Origin of the sequence: Kitasatospora sp. NPDC005751 (assembly GCF_040630835.1) — a bacterium.
Classification (GTDB): Bacteria; Actinomycetota; Actinomycetes; order Streptomycetales; family Streptomycetaceae; genus Kitasatospora.
The window spans coordinates 121,348-140,590 of sequence record NZ_JBEXYC010000008.1; the positions used below are offsets into that span (position 1 = coordinate 121,348).

Below are 19,243 nucleotides of genomic sequence, written 5' to 3' on the forward strand. Positions count from 1 at the left end.
CACCCCGCCCGGCCGTCGCATGCTCAGCCCGCGAGGACGCCCGGCAGGTCGGCGATCGACTTCAGGACGTGCGTCGCGCCGTCGGCCCGCAGCCGGGCCTCGTCGTGGGCCCCGGTCAGCACACCGGCCACCACCGAGGCGCCGGCCCGGGTGCCGGTCAGCATGTCGTAGCCGGTGTCCCCGGCGACGGCCATCTGGCGGACGGAGTCGGTGGAGGTCCGCAGCAGGGCGGTGAGCGCCAGGTCCGGGTACGGGCGGCCGCGGCCGGCCTCGGCCGGGCAGAGGGTGAGGTCGGCGATCGACTCCCAGCCGAGTGCCCGCAGGATCCGGTCCTGGGTGGCCCGGGAGAAGCCGGTGGTGAGGACCACCTTGCGGCCCTGGCCCCGGAGTTCGGCGATGGCCTCGGCCGCGCCCGGCAGCGCGGCGCAGTGCCCCGCGTCGACGAGGTCGTGGTAGGCGGCCTCGAAGGCGGTGTTGGCGGCCTGCGCGTTCTCCTCCGCGCCGAACAGGTGGCGGAAGACGGAGATCTTGGACTCGCCCATGGTGAGCCGGACGTGCTGCAGCATGCGGGCGTGCTCGGGGCTGCCGGCCTCGACGCCGAGCGAACCGGCGGCGGCCCGGAAGGCCTGCTCGACCAGGCCGTCGTCGGCGACGGTGGTGCCGGCCATGTCGAGGACGACCAGGCGGATGTCAGCGGGCATGTTCAGTTTCCTTACAGGTTGGCGAGTTCGGCGGTGGTCTCGGCGATGGCCGGCGAGCAGGTCATGCCGCGGCCACCGGGACCGGTGACCAGCCAGACGGCGTCCCGGACCCGCTCCCGGTGGACCACCCGGGTGGTGTCCACGCACTGCGCGTACACCCCGGCCCAGCGGCGGCGCACCCGGGGCAGCGGCCGGCCGAGCAGCTCCTCGGCCACGCCGACCAGGTGGTCGTACGGGTCCTCGACGACGTCGAAGCCGAACGGGTGGTCGTACTCGTGGGTGTCGCCGATGGTGAGGCCGCCGTCCTTGCGCTGGACCATCAGCAGCTGCATCTTGTGCTCGGCGGCGACCGGCGGCTGCGGCTGCGCGGCCTTCAGCCGCTCCAGCGCGTCACCGGCGAAGGCGGGGTAGTAGCGGAAGCTGTCGCCGTCGGCGACCGAGGTGGTGAGCTCCTCGCCGAGCGGGTCGGTCTGCATCATCTGCAGCCGCACCCTGCGGACGGGCAGCTCGGGCGCCAGCTCGCGCACCAGCCCGCCCAGCCAGGCGCCGGTGCAGAGGATCACCAGGTCACCGGTGTGGACGTCGCCGTGGTCGTCGCGGACGGCGTTCTCACCGATCACCTCGCGGACCTCCCGCCCGGGGAGGAAGGTGTACCGGCCGCCGGCCAGCAGTGCGGCGCGCAGCGCGGGCTGGGCGGTGCGCGGCTCGACGGCGGCGTCCCGGTCGCACCGCAGCGCGCCGAGCAGCTTGCCGCGCAGGGCCGGGTTGGCGGCTCTGGTCTCGGCCGCGTCGAGCAGCCGGTAGCCGCGCGCGGCGGCGTCCGCCCGGGTCAGCGCCTGTTCGGCGACGGCGAGTTCGGCCTCGGTGCGGATCGCGGTGAGCGAGCCGTTGGCCCGGAAGCCGAGCTCGGGCACCCTCGCGCCGATCTCCTCCCACAGTTCGCGGGCCCGCAGCGCGGTGTCCAGTTCCTCACCGCCCGACCGGCCGCTGACCCAGACCAGCCCGAAGTTGCGCACCGAGGCGCCGCGCGCCTCGGACTCGCGCTCCAGGTGGACGACCTCGTGGCCGCGCTCGACGGCCTGCCAGGCGTGCATGCTGCCGAGCACGCCTGCTCCTACGACGATGACTCTCATGCGGCCAGGCTGGTGCCGCGAGGTGGCCGAGGGGAGTCCGAACGGCGGCGCGCAGGTGAACCGACCGAAAAGTTGTACAGCCAACACCGCTCAGGCGGGCCGGGCCGGGCCCGCCCCGGCCGGGCCCGCCGGGGGGAGGCCGGGTCAGCGCACCACGGTCGCCCGCAGGCGGGTGCCCGTCCGAAGGGCCCGCGCCCGGCTCGCCTGCTCTCCCCGCCACCCCGGCCGCACAGGGACCGGGCAGGTCACGGAACCCGGCGCCGCTGGGTCGCCGGTGACGGCCTGCCGCCGGCCGCCGGCGCGACGTCGCCCGCGCCCAGCAGCGGCCGCAGCGCGCCCCGGCGGGCCCGGTCGACCAGCGGTGCGGCCCGGCCGGCGGCCAGCGCGAGCGCGGCCGCCGTCAGGACGCCGACCAGCGCACCGACCAGTACGTCGTGCGGGTAGTGGACGCCGACCCAGACCCGGGAGGCACCCATCAGTGCGGCGGCGGCCACCGCGAACGCGCCCAGCCGCCGGTCCGCGAACCAGAGCGCGGTCGCGGCGGCGAAGGCGATCACGGTGTGGTTGCTCGGGAAGGACCAGTCACCGGCGCCGGGACAGGTCTCCAGCGTGCCGGACACACCCAGCTGGGCGCACGGACGCACCTCCTCGACCACGCTCTTGAACCCGGAGTTGAGGACGAAGGCGACGACCACGATCAGCGGCGAGGCCAGCACCCGCGCCATCACCGCCGGGCCGGCATCGCGCGCCCGCCACCACGCCCGGAGCATGACGACGGCGAACAGCCCCAGCCCCAGCGCGGACCAGATCCGGATCACCTGGTCCAGCCAGGCGGGCGCGGCGTCCGCCCACCCGATCACCCGGCTGTAGAGGCCGCCGTCGATGCCGCTGCCGTCGTAGACGGCCAGCGCACGGGAGGGCGTCACCGGGTGTCACCGCCACGGCGCCGGGCCCTCCGGGCGCGGAACATTTCCAGAACGATCGGGATCACGGAGACAACTACTACCAGACCGATGATGGGGAGGAGGTAACGGTCGATATCAGGCACCGAGGAGCCGAGCGCGTACCCGGCCAGCACCACGCCGACGGTCCAGACCACGCCGCCCACCACCTGCCAGAGGGTGAACGTGCGCACCGGCACCTCCAGCACGCCGCAGAGCGGGTTGAGCACCGTCCGGACCACCGGGATGAAGCGGCCGAGCACGATCGCCTTGCCGTACCCGTACCTGACGAGCAGTTCCTCGGCCCGCTCGGCCCCGCGCCGCAGGCTCTTCCGCTCGGTCCGCCGCAGCAGCGCGCGGCCACCGCGCCGGCCGATCAGGAAACCGACCTGGGCGCCGATCAGCGCACCGGCCAGGGCGGCCGGCAGGACCTGGGAGAGCTCCAGCCGCGGGCCGTCGGCGCCGCCGGGGGCGCAGAGCAGACCGGCGGTGAACAGCAGCGAGTCGCCGGGCAGGAAGAACCCGACGAGCAGCCCGGTCTCGGCGAAGAGCACGACGGCGATCCCGAGCGCCCCGAAGGCGGCGAGCAGCGACGAGGCGTCCAGCGGGTTCACCGCGAGGGCGTGAACGGCCGGAGTGGCGGACGACTGGAACAAGGCCGGCGGACCTCCCGTACGGGAGGGCGGCGCGGCCGCCCTCGATCGTCTACAGTGCCGTAGACGGTCTACATGACTGTAGACGAATCGGGGAGGAACCGCCGCCATGTCCGACGTACCGCCGGCCCGCCGGCCCGCCGGGGAGCTGGAGGCCGAGGTGCTGGCCGCCCTCTGGGCCGCCCGCGAGCCGCTGACGCCGCAGGACGTCCAGGCGGCCCTCGGCCGCGGCCTCGCGCGGACCACCGTCGCCACGATCCTGGCCCGGCTGCACGACAAGGGCACCGTGGAACGCACCCGGGCGGGGCGCGCCTACGCGTACACCCCGACCGTCCAGGACCGGGCCGGGCTCGCCGCCCGCCGGATGCACACCGAGCTGGGGCGGGAGGCGGACCGGTCCACCGTGCTGGCCCGCTTCGTCTCCGATCTCTCCGGCGAGGACGAGCGGCTGCTGCGCGAGCTCCTCGGCGGCGGCGACGGTACCGGCGCCGGGGCCGCCACCGGCGGGGGCGGACCCCCGGACGGGAGCGCGGGCCCGAGGGGCGCCACCGGGCCGGTCACCCCGTGATCCTGACCGTCCGGGTGCCGCTGCCGCTGCCCTTCCTCGCCGTCCGGCCGCCCCGCCGCCCCGCCGACCCGCCGACCAGCATGTGGACATGCGCCCCCCGCGCGCCTCCATGCGCCGAGCGCGCACCGAGGCTGCCCGGGAGACCCGCCGCCCGCACGCCCTCGCGCACCACCTCCGCGCCCCCACCTCCGAGCCCTCCGCGTCCGGGCCCGCGCCCTGCCCCACTCCCCCGGACCGCACCGCCCCGGTGGTCGATTTTCGGCCGCGCGGCACTCATAACTTGTTGGCATGTCCACTCTGATACCGGTGACCGGCCCTAGTTGGCCGACCCCGTCCCCAGGACCGGGCGGCCCCCGTACGCTTTCGTCAGCGCGTCGGCCCCGACGCGCCCTCGATCGGCGGCGAGGAGCAAACCGAGTGCGGCAGACCGGACGGCAGAACCGACGGCCAGAGCCCCGAAGTCCGTCGAGCCCGGCGGAGCTCGCCAGGCTGCACGACCGCGCCCTGGCCGAACCCGTCACCCACGGACCGGCCCGGGAGGCCGGCCCGGGAGGCACCGACCCGCTGCCCGGGCCCCGCCCGGAGATCGGCGACTCCTGGGCCCGGCTGCGCCGCCTCGGCCTGGACCCGGACGCCGGCGCCGCCACCGTCCACCTGGGGCCGGCCGAGGTCGAGCACCGCCGCCGCGCCAGCGGCCTCGACATCCTGCTGCCGGTGCTGCGTGACACCCTGCTCGCCCCGGCCGACCACGTCCCGCTGATCCTCGCCATCGCCGACGCCGAGGGCCACATCCTCTGGCAGGAGGGCGAGCGCAGCCTGCGCCGCAGCGCCGACCGGATCGGGTTCCTCACCGGCGCCCGCTGGATCGAGGAGAGCGTCGGCACCAACGGCATCGCCTCCGCCCTGCGCGCCCAGCGGCCGATGCAGGTCCACTCCGCCGAGCACTACCTGCGCAGCCACCACTCCTGGACCTGCGTCGCCGCCCCCGTGCACGACCCGGGCACCGGCCGGCTGGTCGGCGCCATCAACCTCAGCGGCCCGGCCGGCAACGTCCGCCCGTACCTGCTGCAGCTGACCGCCACCGCCGCCCGGCTCGCCGAGACCGAACTGCGCGCCCGCCGCCTGGAGTCGCTGCACCACCTGCGCACCCTGGCCGCCCCGCTCCTGGCCCGGGTGGACGGCCCGGCCCTGGTGGTCGACGCGGCCGGCTGGATCGCCTGCGCGGCCGGCCTGCCGCCACCGGTCCGGCTGCGGCTGCCCACCGAGGGCTGGAGCCCGGCCGCGGTGCACTGGCTGCCCGGCATCGGCGAGTGCTCCGTCGAGCCGCTCGCCGACGGCTGGCTGGTCCGGCCGCTGGGAGACGAACGGACGGCCGACGGCGCCGCCGCGGTGACCGCCGAACAGGCCGAGGGCGCCCGGCTCCGGCTCGACCTGCGCCGGCCGGACCGCCCCGAGCTGTCGGTGCGCGGCGCCGCCGGCAGCTGGTCGCACGCGCTCAGCCCGCGCCACGCCGAACTGCTGCTGCTGCTCGCCACCGAGCGCTCCGGGCACAGCGCGGCGCAGCTCGCCGACGCGCTCTTCGGCGACCCGGCGCGGACGGTGACGGTCCGCGCCGAACTCTCCCGGCTGCGGCGCTACTTGGGCGGCCTGCTGGCCCACCGGCCGTACCGGTTCGCCGATTCGGTCCTGGTCACCGTGGACGGACCGGACGACCCGTACGACCTGCTGCCGGTGTCCTCCGCGCCGGCCGTGCGCCGGTTGCGGGCGGCTCTGGCCGCGGGCGCCGTCCGGCTGCCGGGCGGTCCCCCGCTGCCGGCCCCGCGCACCCCGGGCGACGACGTCGCCCCGGCGTCCCGGCCTCAGCCGCCGGCCAGCAACGCGGACAACTGGGCGTCGGTCGGGCCGTAGGCCTGCTCGGCCTCCTCGGAGACCAGCGCGTACGTCCGGTCCAGCCACGCCTGAACCCTGGGCTTGGAGACCTCCAACAGGGCACTGCCGTGGGGGGATTCGAGGGCCAGGTGCAACGTCGAGCCGTGGCACGGACAGTAGGCCGGCCACAGCTTGACGTCGCCCTGGCCGCTCAGCGAGCGCAGGCCGTCGCGCAGCAGATCACGCGAGAACACCCAATCGGCCTCGTCCGGCCGCCCCAGATGGAACGTCAGCAGTACCTCGTACGGACGCTCGGCATCGAACCGGAATCGCGTCCGCACCTCGCCGACGACTTCCTCGCCCAGCGAGATCCGCAGTGTCAGCACCTCCTCCACCGCCGCCGGAGCGGCGGTGGAGCCTGCCTCATCGCCGCCCGTGGGGGTGGCGGCGAGAGGGGCACTGGAGGGTGCTGACAACGGGTCGGACGGCATGACGGGCTCTCCGGGACGGCGTGGGATTCCCCCACCTTGCGCCACCGGAGCCCGGACCGGCAAGGGTTGCAAGGAGGTTGCAATAATCCGCGCACCGACGGCCCGGGCCGCGCGGGCCTTGTCAGACGGACCGTCAACTTCCGTTCGGGGAAAGGCCGTCCACGGAGTTGATCGATCCCGCACGAGGGCTGGCCAGGGCCCGGGCGGCCGCTGGTACGCTCGTCCCCCTGCCGGCGCGGGCTCCTGCGCGTCCACCGGCGGACCCGCACGAGCGACCCCGGACGAACCCGGGTGAACCGGCGGCAGTCCGCCCATGACGGCGATTCGGGCCTGTCGGCAGCGCATGGGAGAATGCGGCGACTCAGCGACGGCTTCGGGGAGGGAGGGTCGGGTGGCTCTGCGCGAGGAGATCGGGCCGGACGCGCGGCACGAGCGCGACCTGCCGCGCGAGCGGCACGGCCGGCACGGCCGGCCCAAGCCGTTCGGGGGCCGGCTCCGGCTGCCCACCCTGCGGTTCTCCGGCGCCGCGATGGCGATGTCCACCGTGGTCGGCATCAGCATCGCCACCACCTGGCTGCTCCACGAGCAGCAGGGCGTCGGACGCCGCGCCGGAGTGGCCCAGGTCGGGTCGAGCCCGCCGCCCACCCCCGGCGCCGACCGGGCCGACGCCGCCTCCGCGCCCGACTCCTCGCAGGCGCCGGCCGCGCCGCTGCCGTCCGGGCGGCCCTCCGTCCGCCCCGCCGGCCCCGCCACGTCCGAGTCGCACGCCTCGCACCCGCCCGTCTCCGGCGTCCCGGCACCCCGCTCGCCCGCGCCGGGCTCGGCCGTGCCGCTCGCCGAGGGCCGGACCGGCGGCCGGAGCGCCTCCGACACCCCGTCGTCCCAGGCCCTCGGCCCCTCCCCGCGGCAGGACGGCCCGACCGCCGCCACCGCGCCGCCGCCCACCGACGGGCCGTCCTACCAGCGGCCCGAGCCCGTGGAGTCCGGCCAACCGCTCGCGGCCCGATCGCCCGAGCCGCCCAAGCCGCTCGCCCCCGCGCCCGCGCCCGGCGCGCCCGGCGTCCGGCCGCCCACCGACGGCTGGACCGGCCTGCCGCCCGGCGCGCAGGACCCGACCACCGTCCCCAAGGACCCGACCGGCGGTACCGCCCCGGACCCGGGCGACCCCGACGACACGGTCGACCACGCGCTCACCGGCGCCGCACTGGTCCAGTCGCTCGGCCGCGACGGCACCCGGCACGTCCTCACCCTGACCGTCACCGAGCCGCTCACCGCGCTGCAGGCCGAACTCCGGCTCGCGCCGGACGCGGCGGCCCCGGGCGGTCCGGCACCGGACGCCACCGCCCCCTCCGGCACCGCCTGGACCGACCTGGCCGGCGCCGTGGTCACCACCCACCACGAACGCGGCACCCTGGTCTACCGCTTCACCACCCCGCCCGGCACCGACGTCCCGCCCGGCCGCTACACCTTCGGTGTCCGGCACACCCGCCCGGCCGCGACGCCGGCCACCGAGGCGCCCACCACCGGCGTCCCCGGTGCCGCGCCCGCACCGGCCGCACCGGGGCGCGGGGAGAGCGTGCCCACCGGCCCCGGCAAGGCCGCCCCGGCCGAGAGCTGGAGCGCCTCGGCGTTCGGCATCCACCACCCGCGGGCCGTCGCCGCGCTGGGAGCGTTCGCCGTCGGACCGAGCTGACCGACCGTCCGACAACCCGACAGGTCACCGCCTTGATCGGGCTCGTCTCGACAACCCCGTTCGTTACTGTGGGTACCACTCGGCACGGCGCCCCGACTCGGGTCCCGCACGCCGTGCCCCCGCATCCGAGGAGGAGTTCGTGTCCACGGTCCTGACCCAAGGCGGCAACGCCCCGCTGACCGCCGCGCGGGTGACCGTCGAGGTCACCGCACCCAAGGCGCTGGACGTCTCCGGCCTGCTGCTGACCGAGGCCGGAAAGGTCCGCTCGGACGCCGACTTCGTGTTCTTCAACGCCCCGCACGGCCCCGGTGTCACCCACCGCCCGGCCTCCGGCGCGACCCCGGACGCGATCACCATCGACACCGCCGCCGTCCCGGCCGGCATCACCAAGATCGTCGTCACGGCGAGCCCCGACGAGGCCGGCGCCACCTTCGCCGGCATCGAGCCGACCGCGACGGTCCGGGACGCCGACTCAGGCCAGGTCCTGGTCACCTTCACCGCTCCCCAGCTGGGCCGCGAGACCGCGCTGATCGTGGTCGAGGTCTACCAGCGCGGCGGCGCCTGGAAGGTCCGGGCGGTCGGCCAGGGCTACGCCAACGGCCTGGCCGGCATCGCCACCGACTTCGGCGTCACCGTGGAGGACGAGCCCGCCCCGGCGGCCGCCACCGCCACCCCGGTCGCCCCGCCGGTCACCGCCCCGGCCCCGGCTCCCGCCCCGGCCCCGGTCGCCCCGGTCGCCCCGCCGCTGCCGCAGAGCGCTCCCCCGATGCCGCCGGCCCCGCCCGCGGCGCCCGCCGCCCCGCCGGCCCTCACCAAGATCACCCTGGACAAGGGCCGGGTGAGCCTCACCAAGGGCGGCTCGGTCTCCCTGGAGAAGAACGGCAAGCCCTTCCTCTCCTCCGTCCGGATGGGACTCGGCTGGGAGCCCGCCGGCCGCGGCCGCAACATCGACCTGGACGCCTCCTGCATCGCCTTCGACGCCAAGCGGGAGAAGCTGGACACCGCCTGGTTCATGAAGCTGGGGATCTTCAACGGCGCCGTCGCCCACTCCGGCGACAACCTCACGGGCGCGGGCGGCGGTGACGACGAGTCGATCACCGTCCACCTGGACGGCCTGCCGCCCGAGGTCTGCGGCCTGGTCTTCGTGGTCAACTCCTTCTCCGGCCAGAAGTTCACCGACGTCAAGAACGCCTACTGCCGCCTGGTGGACGCCGGTTCGGACCAGGAGCTGGTCCGCTTCGACCTCACCCAGTCCGAGCCGCACACCGGCGTGGTGATGTGCAAGCTGGTCCGCCAGTACTCCGGCGAGTGGGTGATGACCGCGATCGGCGAGTACGTGGACGCCAAGACCGCCCGCGCCATGGTCAAGCCCGCCGCCTCGATGCTCTGACCCCCCGGGTGCCCGGGCCCACCGCCCGGGCACCCGAAAACCGCTGGCCGGAGGCCGGTCGGCGTGCCATCCTGTCCGGATGTTGATCAGGGAAGCCACCCCCGAGGACTGGCCGTCCATCTGGCCGTTCTTCCACGTCATCGCCGCCGCGGGCGAGACGTTCACCTACCCGCTCGACCTGACCTTCGAGCAGGGCCGTGAGTGGTGGCTCCTCCCCGCCCCGAGCCGCACCGTGGTCGCGGTCGCCGAGGACGGCACCGTCCTCGGCAGCGCCAAGATGAACCGCAACCACCAGGGCAACGGCTCGCACATCGCGAGCGCCAGCTACATGGTCGACCCGGCGCACTCCGGCCGGGGCGTCGGGCGCGCGCTCACCGAGTACACCCTGGAATGGGCGCGTGCGGCGGGCTACCGCGCCATGCAGTTCAACGCCGTGGTGGCGAGCAACGAGCCCGCGGTGGGGCTGTACCGGTCGCTCGGATTCGAGATCCTGGGCACCCTCCCCGAGGGCTTCCGCCACCCCGTCCACGGGTACGTCGGCCTGCACGTCATGCACCGCGCGCTCTGAACTCCGGCCCGCCGCCCGCTACTCCTCGATCGCGCCGCCGACCCGCCGCAGGTGCTGCCGGAAGCTGTACGACGGATCGGCGGCCCGCCGCACCAGGTAGTCGTCGAACGCGGTCTGCCGGCGCAGCGTGTCGCCCGAGCGGATCCGCTCGGCCTGCGCGCGCTCCGTCCGCGCGATCCCGCCCGCCACCTCCAGCACCTCGTCGACCCGGGCGGCCGGCACGAACAGCACGCCGTCGGCGTCCCCGAACACCACGTCCCCGGCGCTCACCAGGTGCGTCCCGAACCGGGCGGTGACCAGCGCCTCCGGCTCCCGCTCGTCGAGCCGCAACGGGCCCAGCGGCAGCGCGCCGTAGCTGAACAGCGGCAGCCCGATCTCCACCAGCTCCGGCGTGTCCCGGTGCAGGCCCCACACCACCACCCCGGCCACCCCGGCGGCCTTCGCCTCCAGCACCGCGAGGTCCCCGACGCATGCCTCGTCGACCCTCCCGCCGTTGTCGACGACCAGCACGTCCCCGGGCTCGGCCGCGCCGAACGCCTCCAGGAACACGTCCACGCTCCCGTAGTGCCGCACCGGCAGCACCCGCCCCGCGACCCGCCGCCCCGCCACCACCGGCCCGACCCCCGCCGGCGCCACCCGCAACCCCACCCCCGCCCGCACACACGCATCCGCCACCAACGGCGTCGACAACTCCGCGAAGGCCTTCAGCACCTCAGCCACCTGCCCAACTCGACGCGACCCGACCACACTTCACCACCCCTGATCCTAGGCCGCCCCGCCGCCCCCGACGACGGACGGCCCGCACCCCCCTTCCACAAGGGGTGCGGGCCGTCCGTACAGCAGGGGCCTCAGCCGCGGGTCGCCATGGCCCGCAGGAAGAAGGTCAGGTTGGCCGGGCGCTCGGCGAGGCGGCGCATGAAGTAGCCGTACCACTCCTCGCCGTATGGCAGGTACACCCGCATGGTGTTGCCCTCGCCGGCCAGGCGCAGCTGCTCCTCGGGGCGGATGCCGAACAGCATCTGGTACTCGAAGGAGTCGCGCTCGCGGCCGTTCCACTGGGCGAGCTGGCCGGCGATCTTGATCATGTTGGGGTCGTGCGAGGCGATCATCGGGTAGCCCTCGCCGGCCATCAGGATCTTCAGCGCGCGGACGTAGGCGAGGTCCACCTCGTGCTTGCCCTGGAAGGCCACCGACTCGGGCTCCTTGTAGGCGCCCTTGCAGAGCCGCACGCGGGAGCCGGGGCCGGAGAACTCGCGGCAGTCGGCCTCGGTGCGGCGCAGGTAGGCCTGGAGCACGACGCCCAGCCAGGGGAAGTCGGCCCGCAGCTCCCGCGCGATGGCGAGGGTGGAGTCCGTGGTGGTGTGGTCCTCCATGTCGAGGGTCACCGTGGTGCCCGCGTCGGCGGCCGCCTCGCAGATCCGGCGGGCGTTCTCCAGCGCGATCTTCTCGCCGTCCACCGGCAGGAACTGGCCGACGGCCGACAGCTTCACCGAGACCTCGGCGCCGGCCGCCAGGCCGGTGTCCTTGAGCGCGGTGAGCAGGTGCTCGTACGCCTCGGCGGTCCCGGCGGCCTGGGCGGCGTCCTTGGTGTCCTCACCGAGGTGGTCCAGGGTGACCTTGCGGCCGGTGGCGACCAGGTCGTCGCAGGCGGTGACGGCGTCGTCGAGGGCCTCGCCGGCGACGAACCGCTCGACTATCGCGTGGGTCGGCGGGAACTTCTCGACGACGGTGCGGACCTGCGGGGAGCGGGAGGCCGCGAGAAGGGCGGAACGGAGCATCGTGACTCCTGGAGCTGGTGCTTCTAAGGGTGGCAGAAGGGGGTGGCGGGGGCGGGCGGCCAGGGGGTGGGGCCGTCCGCCCCCGCGGGGACACCCGGCTGCGGGACCGGGCGTCGGCGGGGCACTCAGCCCATGTGCGGGTAGCGGTAGTCGGTCGGCGGGACGAAGGTCTCCTTGACCGAACGGGTCGAGGTCCAGCGCGCCAGGTTCTGCTTGGCGCCGGCCTTGTCGTTGGTCCCGGACGCCCGGCCGCCGCCGAAGGGCTGCTGGCCGACGACCGCGCCGGTCGGCTTGTCGTTGATGTAGAAGTTGCCGGCCGCGAACCGCAGCTTGTGCATCGCGTCCTGGGCGGCCGCGCGGTCCTGGGAGATGATCGAGCCGGTCAGGCCGTAGGGCGACACCGACTCCATCTGGGCCAGCATCTCCTCGTACTTCTCGTCCTCGTAGACGTGGACGGCGAGGATCGGGCCGAAGTACTCGTCCTTGAAGTACTCGCTCGCCGGGTCCGCGCAGACCAGCACGGTCGGGCGGACGAAGTAGCCCACCGAGTCGTCGTACGTGCCGCCGGCCAGCACCTCGACGGAGTCGTCCGCCCGGGCCCGGTCGATCGCGGCCTTGTTCTTGGCGAAAGCGCGGTCGTCGATGACGGCCGACATGAAGTTCGACAGGTCGTTGACGTCGCCCATGGTGAGGCCCTCGACCTCGTCGCGGAAGGCGTCCTTGAGGCCGGCCCAGAGCGAGGCCGGGACGTAGGCGCGGGAGAGCGCCGAGCACTTCTGGCCCTGGAACTCGAAGGCGCCGCGGGTCATCGCGGTCTTCAGCACGGCCGGGTCGGCGGACGGGTGGGCGACCAGGAAGTCCTTGCCGCCGGTCTCGCCGACGATCCGCGGGTAGGTGCGGTAGCCGGAGATGTTCTCGCCGACCGTGCGCCACAGGTGCTGGAAGGTCGGGGTGGAGCCGGTGAAGTGGATGCCGGCCAGCGCCGGGTGCTTCAGCGCGACGGCGGAGACGTCCAGGCCGTCGCCGGTCACCATGTTGATGACGCCCTTGGGCAGCCCGGCCTCCTCCAGCAGCTGCATCAGCAGGTGCGCGGAGAACTGCTGGGTCGGGGAGGGCTTCCAGAGCACCACGTTGCCCATCAGCGCCGGCGCGGTCGGCAGGTTGCCGGCGATGGCGGTGAAGTTGAACGGGGTGATCGCGTAGACGAAGCCCTCCAGCGGGCGGTGGTCGCTGCGGTTCCAGACCCCGTCCGAGGAGATCGGCTGCTCAGCCAGGATCTGCCGGGCGAAGTGCACGTTGAAGCGCAGGAAGTCGACCAGCTCGCAGGGGGTGTCGATCTCGGCCTGCTGCGCGGTCTTGGACTGGCCGAGCATGGTGGCCGCGGCCAGCGTCTCGCGCCAGGGGCCGGCCAGCAGGTCGGCGGCCCGGAGGAAGATCGCGGCGCGCGAGTCGAAGGAGAGCGCCTGCCAGGCCGGAGCGGCGGCCAGGGCAGCGTCGATGGCGTCCTGCGCGTCGGCCTGGGTGGCGTTGCGCAGCGTTCCGAGCCTCGCCGCGTGGTTGTGCGGCTGGACGACGTGGATCTCGGTGCCGCCGCCGAGGCGGCGCTCACCGTTGATCGTCATGGTCAGCTGGACCGGCTCCTGGCCGCCCAGCTCCTTCAGCTTGGCCTCCAGGCGGGCCCGTTCGGGGCTGCCGGGGGCGTAGCTGTGGACCGGCTCGTTCACCGGCGCGGGGACCTGGGTCACAGCATCCATGAGCGCACGCTCTCCTTCGGTTCATGCGGGGGATGCCGACGCGGGTCGCACGTCGGCCACAGGACGAACGCTATTCCTGCACCGGGCTCCACTTGATTGGCCGGGCGGCTAAAGTCCCCCGTACGGCGTTGTCCGGCCCGACGAAGGGATCACGGCGCGGTCACGGCCACCGCCGGGCGGGCCACCGGACCCGCCGGCCGCCGGCCGGGCCGCTCGCCCACTCCCGAGGCCTGTCCGCCCCGCTAAAATCGGCGGTACGCGATGGTCCGTTCGCACGATGCTCGACGGTCCGTTCGCACCACTCGCACTGATCCGCCCCGGTTCGCACGAGCGTGAAGGAGCCTCCGGTGTCGCAGCCCGCCGGCCTCCCGCTCCGTCAGCTGCTGATGTCCCTCGGCGAACCGCTGGTCGAGCTCCAGGCCGCCCCGCTGGGCCTGGACGTCGCGGTGCGCGACGTCGCGATCCTCGACCCGGAGGACCCTCCCACCGCCGCTCCGGGCGAACTCGTGCTCGCCATCGGCGCCCGGGGCCGGGCCGCCCTCCCCGCGCTGCGCGCGGCCGGCCGGGCGGGCGCCGCCGCGGTCGCGGTGAAGCTGGACGGCCCCGGCCAGGCCGACGCGCTGCGGGAGGCGGCCACCGAGGCGGGGGTGGCGCTGCTCTCGGTCCGCCGGGAGACCCGGTGGGAGCACCTGGACTCGCTCGCCCGGGCGATCATCGCCGGCCCGGACACCGCGGACGCCGCGGGCGCCCCCGAGCACAACGCGGGCGACCTCTTCTCGCTCGCCCAGACCGTCGCCGTGCTCACCCACGGCATCGTCTCGATCGAGGACACCTCCAGCCGGGTGCTGGCCTACTCCCGCTCCTCGGACTCCGACGAGGTGGACGACCTGCGCCGGCTCTCCATCCTCGGCTGGCAGGGCCCCGAGCCCTACCTCTCCAAGCTGCGCGAGTGGGGCATCTTCCAGCACCTGCGCACCTCGGACTCGGCCATCGCGGTGGACCCGCACCCGGAGCTGGGCCTGCGCCGGCGCCTGGCGATCGGCATCCGGACCGGCGCCCAGCCGCTCGGGACGATCTGGGTGCAGGAGGGCGCCCAGCCGCTGGCGCCGCTCGCCGAGCAGGCGTTGGTCGGCGCGGCCCGGGTGGCGGCGGCGCAGCTGGTCCGGCGGCGGCGGGAGCTGTCGGCGGACGTCCGGCTGACCCGCACCCTGCTCACCGGCCTGCTGGAGGGCTCGACCGGGCCGCAGTCGCTCGCCACCCACCTGGGCCTGGGCCTGCGCCGGCCCGCCACCGTGCTGGCGTACAGCGCGCCGACCACCGAGGCGCTGACCCGCGCCGAGGTGACCGGCCTGATCTCGGTGCACACCGCCGCCCGCCACCGCAGCGCGCTGCTCGCCCCGATCGAGTCCCGGGTCTACGTGCTGCTGCCCGAGCTGCCGGCCGGCCTGCCGATGACGACGGTCCGCGACTGGGCGCAGGAGGTGGTGGAGGCGGCCCGGGACCACCTGGGCGTCCCGCTGCGGGCGGCGATCGGCTCCACGGTGGACGGCCTGGCCCAGGTGCCCGACTCCCGGGCGCAGGCGGACCGGATCCTGGACGCCATGGGCCGGGGCGGGGTGGACCTGGAGGTCGCCGCACTGATCGACGTCCAGGCGGAGGTCCTGGTCAGCGAGATGCTGGCCCTGCTGCAGGAGCGCTCGGGCCTGCGCGACCCGCGGCTGACCGCCCTGACCGCGTACGACCGCCGGCACGGCACCCGGCTCGCGGAGTCGGTGCTGGCCTGGCTGGACGCGCTGGGCGAGGTCCGGGTCGCGGCGGACGCCCTGCACATCCACCCCAACACCCTGCGGTACCGGGTGCGCCGGGCCGAGCAGCTCACCGGTGTCGACCTCGCGCAGCCGCAGCAGCGCCTGCTGGCCATGCTCCAGCTGCGCCTGCCGGAGGAGTGACGCCCGCGTCCGGGGGCTCGGGAAAGCCGGACCGCGAAAACACGATCGGGAAAGCACGACCGGGAAAGCCGGGAGGGGCCCGCCGGAGCGGGCCCCTCCCGGCCTCAGCCTGATCAGGCGCCGTAGCCCTGACCGCGCTTGTGCTCGTTCAGGCGGTGCCACGGGCCGGTGATGGCCAGCTGGATGCCCGGGGTCTGGATGTTGGCGAACAGCGTCTTGCCGTCGTCCGAGAAGGTGACGCCGGTGAACTCGCTGAACTCCGGCTTCTCGGCGGAGCCGATGTTGAGCTCGTTGCGGGCGATCGGGTAGGTCAGCCCGTCCTCGGTGGCACCGAACAGGTGCGAGACGCCCTCGCCGTCCTCGGCGATCACGATGCCGCCGTACGGCGAGACGGTGATGTTGTCCGGGCCGTCGAAGTTGTCGTGGTCGCCCCAGACGTCGGTGTTGACGCCGAGCAGCACCTTCAGGGTGATGGTGCGGCGGACGGGGTTGAAGAACCAGACCTGGCCGTCGTGCTGGAGCGGGCTCTCCGAGCGGGCGAAGCTGGAGACGAAGTAGAAGCCGCCGTCACCCCACCACATGCCCTCCAGCTTGCGGGCGCGGGTGACCTCGCCGTCCTTGAACTGCTTGCGGACGGAGACGGTCCTGGCGTCGCGGTCCTGGACCTTGACCCAGTCCACGCCGTAGGTGGTGCCGACCTTGGTGGCGCGCGACAGGTCGTCGATGAACTTGCCCTGCGCGTCGAAGACCTTGAAGGCCTCCAGCGTGCCGGCGTCGTCGGCGAGCTTGCGCAGCTGGTAGCGGCCGTGCTTGAAGCCGGCCGGCGGGGTCCAGCGGAACAGCAGCCCGTTGGGGTTCGAGGCGTCCTCGGTCAGGTAGACGTGGCCGCGCTTCGGGTCCACCACGACGGCCTCGTGCGCGTAACGGCCGAAGGCCTTCACGGGCTTGGGGTCGAGGTTGTACTCGTCGTCGAACGGGTCGACCTCGAAGATGTAGCCGTGGTCCTTGGTGAAGCCGTTCTTGCCGGCCTTGTCCTCGGTCTCCTCGCCGGACAGCCAGGTGCCCCACGGGCTCACGCCACCGGCGCAGTTGGTGGAGGTGCCGGCGATGCCGACCCACTGCTCGACCGTGCCGTTGCGCTTGGCGTGCACGATGGTGCAGCCGCCGGCGGCGCCCGGGTCGTAGACGTGGCCCTCGGTCAACGGCACCGGGTACGCCCAGCCGGAGCGGGCGCCGCTCAGCTCGTGGTTGACGACCAGCAGGTTGCCGCCGCGCTCGTCCTCGAAGGCGGAGGTGCCGTCGTGGTTGCTGGGCGTGAACTCGCCGGTGCGCAGCTTGGTGACGCCCGCGCGGTTCACCACCTTGTAGCTGAAGCCCTTGGGCAGCGCGAGCAGGTTCTCCGGGTCCTTGACCAGCGCGCCGTAGCCGACCGCGGCACGCTCGGCGTCGGCGGTCGCGGCGTCCCGCACCTCGCCGCCGACCGGGGCGGCGATCGCGCCCGGGGCACTGGCCAGCGCCTCGGCGCTACCGGCGATCAGCACGCCGGCCCCGACGAGGGTGGAACGGTTGACGAAGTCCCGACGGGACAGCGACATGTGAGTCACTCCTGAGAGGTGGGGCGCCGACCGGAGCGGAGCCCGGTACGTGGCGTGCGAGGTGTCGAGGTAGCTCGTCGACGCCTGCAGACTCCGCCGGTGTGATGAACGCCCGGTGAAGCGGACACCGCGTCAGGGTGTTCATTTGCCGACCGTATCCGAATCCATGACCCGTTCTTTGCCCCGTGCACCGCAGGTCACGGCCGCGCCGCAGAACAGAACCGCGGAGCAGTGCCACGGAACAGCGCCACCGAACAGCCGCGGAACGGAGCCGGAGAACAGCGCCACCGAACAGCCGCGGAACGGCGCGGCACCCGGCGCGGTGGTCCGTCGGCGGCCCTCACCGCCCCGCGCGGGCCGCCCGCCACTGCTCCCAGGCCGCGAGCCAGAGCTGCTCGCCGATCCGCTCCTCCTCCCAGCCGTCGCCGGCCGCGCCGGCACCGTCCGCCCGGTCCCGCCAGAGCTGCTCCCAGGCACGCTGCGCGGGCAGGCTCGCCACCTCGCTGGCGAAGACCGTGTAGCGGATGACCTCCTCGACCGCGGCCGCCCCCTCCACCGTGCCGACCACCCACTGGGTCTGCCGGGACAGCCGGTTGAGGTGGTTGACCATCGCGGTGACCGCCGCGACCGCCTCCTCCCGGCTCTCCGAGCCGAGCCGCATCTGCTGGCGGACCGCGGCCTCCCAGCGCAGCGCGCCGGTCTCGCCGCGCAGCCCGCGCGGCAGCCGCGGCGTGCGCCCGGCCCGGACCTGCGCCTCGATCGCCGCGGACTCGGCGATGCCGTGCTCGATCACCGCCCGGTGCGCCTCCAGCCCGACCGTCGGCGGGAGTTCGCGCTCCTCGACCGGGACGTACCGGGCCCGGCGGGCGGCGAGGCCGCGCAGCAGCGCCGTCCGGCCGCGCAGATGCCGCTCGACGTCCTCGATCGGGGCCAGTTCGAGGCTGCCCGGCCCCACGCCGCGCCCGCAGACCGTGACGGTCAGCCCGTCCACCCGGAACCGGCCCGCCCAGACCGGGCCGGCACCGGGGGTGGCGCCGAGGCCGGGCAGCGGGGCGTCCGGCCGGTCCCAGGGGTCGCGGAGGTCCTCGTGGACCTCCACCGCGCACGGCTCGCCGTCCACGGTGATCCACTCGCGCAGCGCCCGGACCCGGCCGGGGCAGTCGCCCTCGTCGACGCCGAGCTGCTCGTAGACCCGGTCGCGCTCGTCCTCGACCACGTCCTCCAGCTCGGGCAGCGCGCCCGGCCGGTCGGCCCCGGGACGGTAGGTGCGCACGGTGACGTACGGGCCGTCGGCGGAGGTCCAGTCGCCGGAGCAGACCTCGACCCAGGACAGCCGGCCGTCACAGGTCTCGAACGCGGTCAGCGCGTCACCGCCCGGGTCGGCGCCGCGCACGACGCCGTACACCGGGAAGCCGGCCGCGGCCAGGGTGCGGCGGGAGAACTCCTCCTGGTCGGTGAAGCGGTCCTCCCGTCCGCACGGGTCCATCCACCGCGCGCCGTCCCCCCGGAGACCGTCCTGCCTGCCACCGCTCTCCCGCGTCATCCCGCGCCGCACCCCCGTGTCCTCGCCGCCCGCACACCGCCTGCGGGACACGATACGTGGCCCGACCTGCCGGGTCATCAGCTCCTTTGCCCCGCCGGACGGATCGCCACCCGCGCCGTCGTGTCAGGACGCGCGTTTGTCAGTGCCGCTTCCTACGCTGTCGGGCATGACAGCAACCCAGGACTTTCCCGCCCGCATCAGCATCGTCACCCTCGGGGTGACCGATCTCGACCGCAGCGCCCGGTTCTACGAGGACCTCGGGTGGCGCCGTTCGTCGGTCTCCAGCCCGGAGATCGTCTGGTTCCGCACCGCCGACTCGGTGCTCGGCCTCTTCCCGACCGACGAGCTGGCCGCCGACGCCGGGGTCCCCGCCCTCGGCGAGCCGTCGTTCCGGGGCGTCACCCTCGCGGTGAACCTGGAGTCGACCGAGCGCGTGGACGCCGCCCTGCGGACGGCCGTCGAGGCGGGCGCCACGGTGGTCAAGCCCCCGACCGCGACCAGCTGGGGCGGTTACTCGGGCTACTTCGAGGACCCGGACGGCCACCTGTGGGAGCTGGCCCACAACCCGTTCTTCCCGTTCACCGCGGAGGGCTCACTGGACCTGCCGTGACCGGCCG

General features: G+C 74.6%; 17 protein-coding genes. 7 read left to right on the top strand and 10 right to left on the bottom strand.

The window, feature by feature from the left end; all coding sequences use genetic code 11:
* Window positions 1-23 precede the first annotated feature (23 nt).
* The 4 genes from ABZ497_RS11370 to ABZ497_RS11385 form a co-directional block, all read right to left on the bottom strand.
* Window positions 24-701, bottom strand: a complete 678-nt coding sequence (locus tag ABZ497_RS11370) for a phosphonatase-like hydrolase (protein WP_359804407.1) — start codon at window positions 699-701, stop codon at window positions 24-26.
* 11 nt (window positions 702-712) lie between these two features.
* Window positions 713-1,834 carry a TIGR03364 family FAD-dependent oxidoreductase gene (locus tag ABZ497_RS11375; RefSeq protein WP_329490049.1) on the bottom strand — a complete coding sequence of 374 codons (1,122 nt, stop codon included), beginning with the start codon at window positions 1,832-1,834 and terminating at the stop codon, window positions 713-715.
* A gap of 245 nt (window positions 1,835-2,079) precedes the next feature.
* The gene (locus tag ABZ497_RS11380) at window positions 2,080-2,760 is read right to left on the bottom strand and encodes a phosphatase PAP2 family protein (RefSeq protein WP_359804408.1); all 681 of its coding nucleotides are present in this window, start codon (window positions 2,758-2,760) and stop codon (window positions 2,080-2,082) included.
* Complete coding sequence (locus ABZ497_RS11385) at window positions 2,757-3,431, bottom strand: VTT domain-containing protein (protein ID WP_359804409.1); 675 nt, start codon at window positions 3,429-3,431, stop codon at window positions 2,757-2,759. The genes ABZ497_RS11380 and ABZ497_RS11385 overlap by 4 nt, the downstream gene beginning before the upstream one ends.
* A 106-nt stretch (window positions 3,432-3,537) precedes the next feature.
* Between ABZ497_RS11385 and ABZ497_RS11390 the strand changes: the two genes are divergently transcribed.
* Both ABZ497_RS11390 and ABZ497_RS11395 read left to right on the top strand, forming a co-directional pair.
* Window positions 3,538-3,996: a BlaI/MecI/CopY family transcriptional regulator gene (locus tag ABZ497_RS11390; protein WP_359804410.1), complete on the top strand. Its 459-nt coding sequence runs from the start codon at window positions 3,538-3,540 to the stop codon at window positions 3,994-3,996.
* Window positions 3,997-4,413: 417 nt separating this feature from the next.
* Window positions 4,414-5,904: a GAF domain-containing protein gene (locus ABZ497_RS11395; protein ID WP_359804411.1), complete on the top strand. Its 1,491-nt coding sequence runs from the start codon at window positions 4,414-4,416 to the stop codon at window positions 5,902-5,904.
* Here ABZ497_RS11395 and ABZ497_RS11400 read toward each other — a convergent pair.
* Window positions 5,856-6,356, bottom strand: a complete 501-nt coding sequence (locus tag ABZ497_RS11400; protein ID WP_329490044.1) for an SsgA family sporulation/cell division regulator — start codon at window positions 6,354-6,356, stop codon at window positions 5,856-5,858. The genes ABZ497_RS11395 and ABZ497_RS11400 overlap by 49 nt on opposite strands.
* A gap of 391 nt (window positions 6,357-6,747) precedes the next feature.
* Here ABZ497_RS11400 and ABZ497_RS11405 point away from each other — a divergent pair, with 391 nt between their 5' ends.
* From ABZ497_RS11405 to ABZ497_RS11415, 3 genes are all read left to right on the top strand, one after another.
* On the top strand, window positions 6,748-8,049 hold the full coding sequence (locus ABZ497_RS11405; protein WP_359804412.1) for a hypothetical protein: 1,302 nt from the start codon (window positions 6,748-6,750) through the stop codon (window positions 8,047-8,049).
* Window positions 8,050-8,200: 151 nt separating this feature from the next.
* The gene (locus tag ABZ497_RS11410) at window positions 8,201-9,439 is read left to right on the top strand and encodes a TerD family protein (protein WP_359804451.1); all 1,239 of its coding nucleotides are present in this window, start codon (window positions 8,201-8,203) and stop codon (window positions 9,437-9,439) included.
* 79 nt (window positions 9,440-9,518) lie between these two features.
* Entirely contained in the window at window positions 9,519-10,007 is a 489-nt protein-coding gene (locus tag ABZ497_RS11415) for a GNAT family N-acetyltransferase (protein WP_359804413.1), read from the top strand.
* Window positions 10,008-10,025: 18 nt separating this feature from the next.
* Here ABZ497_RS11415 and ABZ497_RS11420 read toward each other — a convergent pair whose 3' ends face one another.
* From ABZ497_RS11420 to pruA, 3 genes are all read right to left on the bottom strand, one after another.
* On the bottom strand, window positions 10,026-10,718 hold the full coding sequence (locus tag ABZ497_RS11420; protein ID WP_359804452.1) for an RraA family protein: 693 nt from the start codon (window positions 10,716-10,718) through the stop codon (window positions 10,026-10,028).
* A gap of 137 nt (window positions 10,719-10,855) precedes the next feature.
* Window positions 10,856-11,785, bottom strand: coding sequence for a proline dehydrogenase family protein (locus ABZ497_RS11425; protein ID WP_359804414.1), 930 nt, complete (start codon window positions 11,783-11,785; stop codon window positions 10,856-10,858).
* Between the two features lie 125 nt (window positions 11,786-11,910).
* Window positions 11,911-13,539, bottom strand: a complete 1,629-nt coding sequence (gene pruA / locus ABZ497_RS11430; protein WP_359804415.1) for an L-glutamate gamma-semialdehyde dehydrogenase — start codon at window positions 13,537-13,539, stop codon at window positions 11,911-11,913.
* 347 nt (window positions 13,540-13,886) lie between these two features.
* Here pruA and ABZ497_RS11435 point away from each other — a divergent pair, with 347 nt between their 5' ends.
* Entirely contained in the window at window positions 13,887-15,488 is a 1,602-nt protein-coding gene (locus ABZ497_RS11435; RefSeq protein WP_359804416.1) for a helix-turn-helix domain-containing protein, read from the top strand.
* A gap of 113 nt (window positions 15,489-15,601) precedes the next feature.
* On the opposite strand, the gene ABZ497_RS11440 is transcribed toward ABZ497_RS11435, so the two are convergent.
* Both ABZ497_RS11440 and ABZ497_RS11445 read right to left on the bottom strand, forming a co-directional pair.
* Complete coding sequence (locus ABZ497_RS11440; RefSeq protein WP_329490038.1) at window positions 15,602-17,083, bottom strand: alkaline phosphatase PhoX; 1,482 nt, start codon at window positions 17,081-17,083, stop codon at window positions 15,602-15,604.
* A gap of 340 nt (window positions 17,084-17,423) precedes the next feature.
* Entirely contained in the window at window positions 17,424-18,569 is a 1,146-nt protein-coding gene (locus tag ABZ497_RS11445) for a hypothetical protein (protein ID WP_359804417.1), read from the bottom strand.
* A gap of 223 nt (window positions 18,570-18,792) precedes the next feature.
* Here ABZ497_RS11445 and ABZ497_RS11450 point away from each other — a divergent pair, with 223 nt between their 5' ends.
* The gene (locus ABZ497_RS11450; protein ID WP_329490036.1) at window positions 18,793-19,236 is read left to right on the top strand and encodes a VOC family protein; all 444 of its coding nucleotides are present in this window, start codon (window positions 18,793-18,795) and stop codon (window positions 19,234-19,236) included.
* Window positions 19,237-19,243 lie beyond the last annotated feature (7 nt).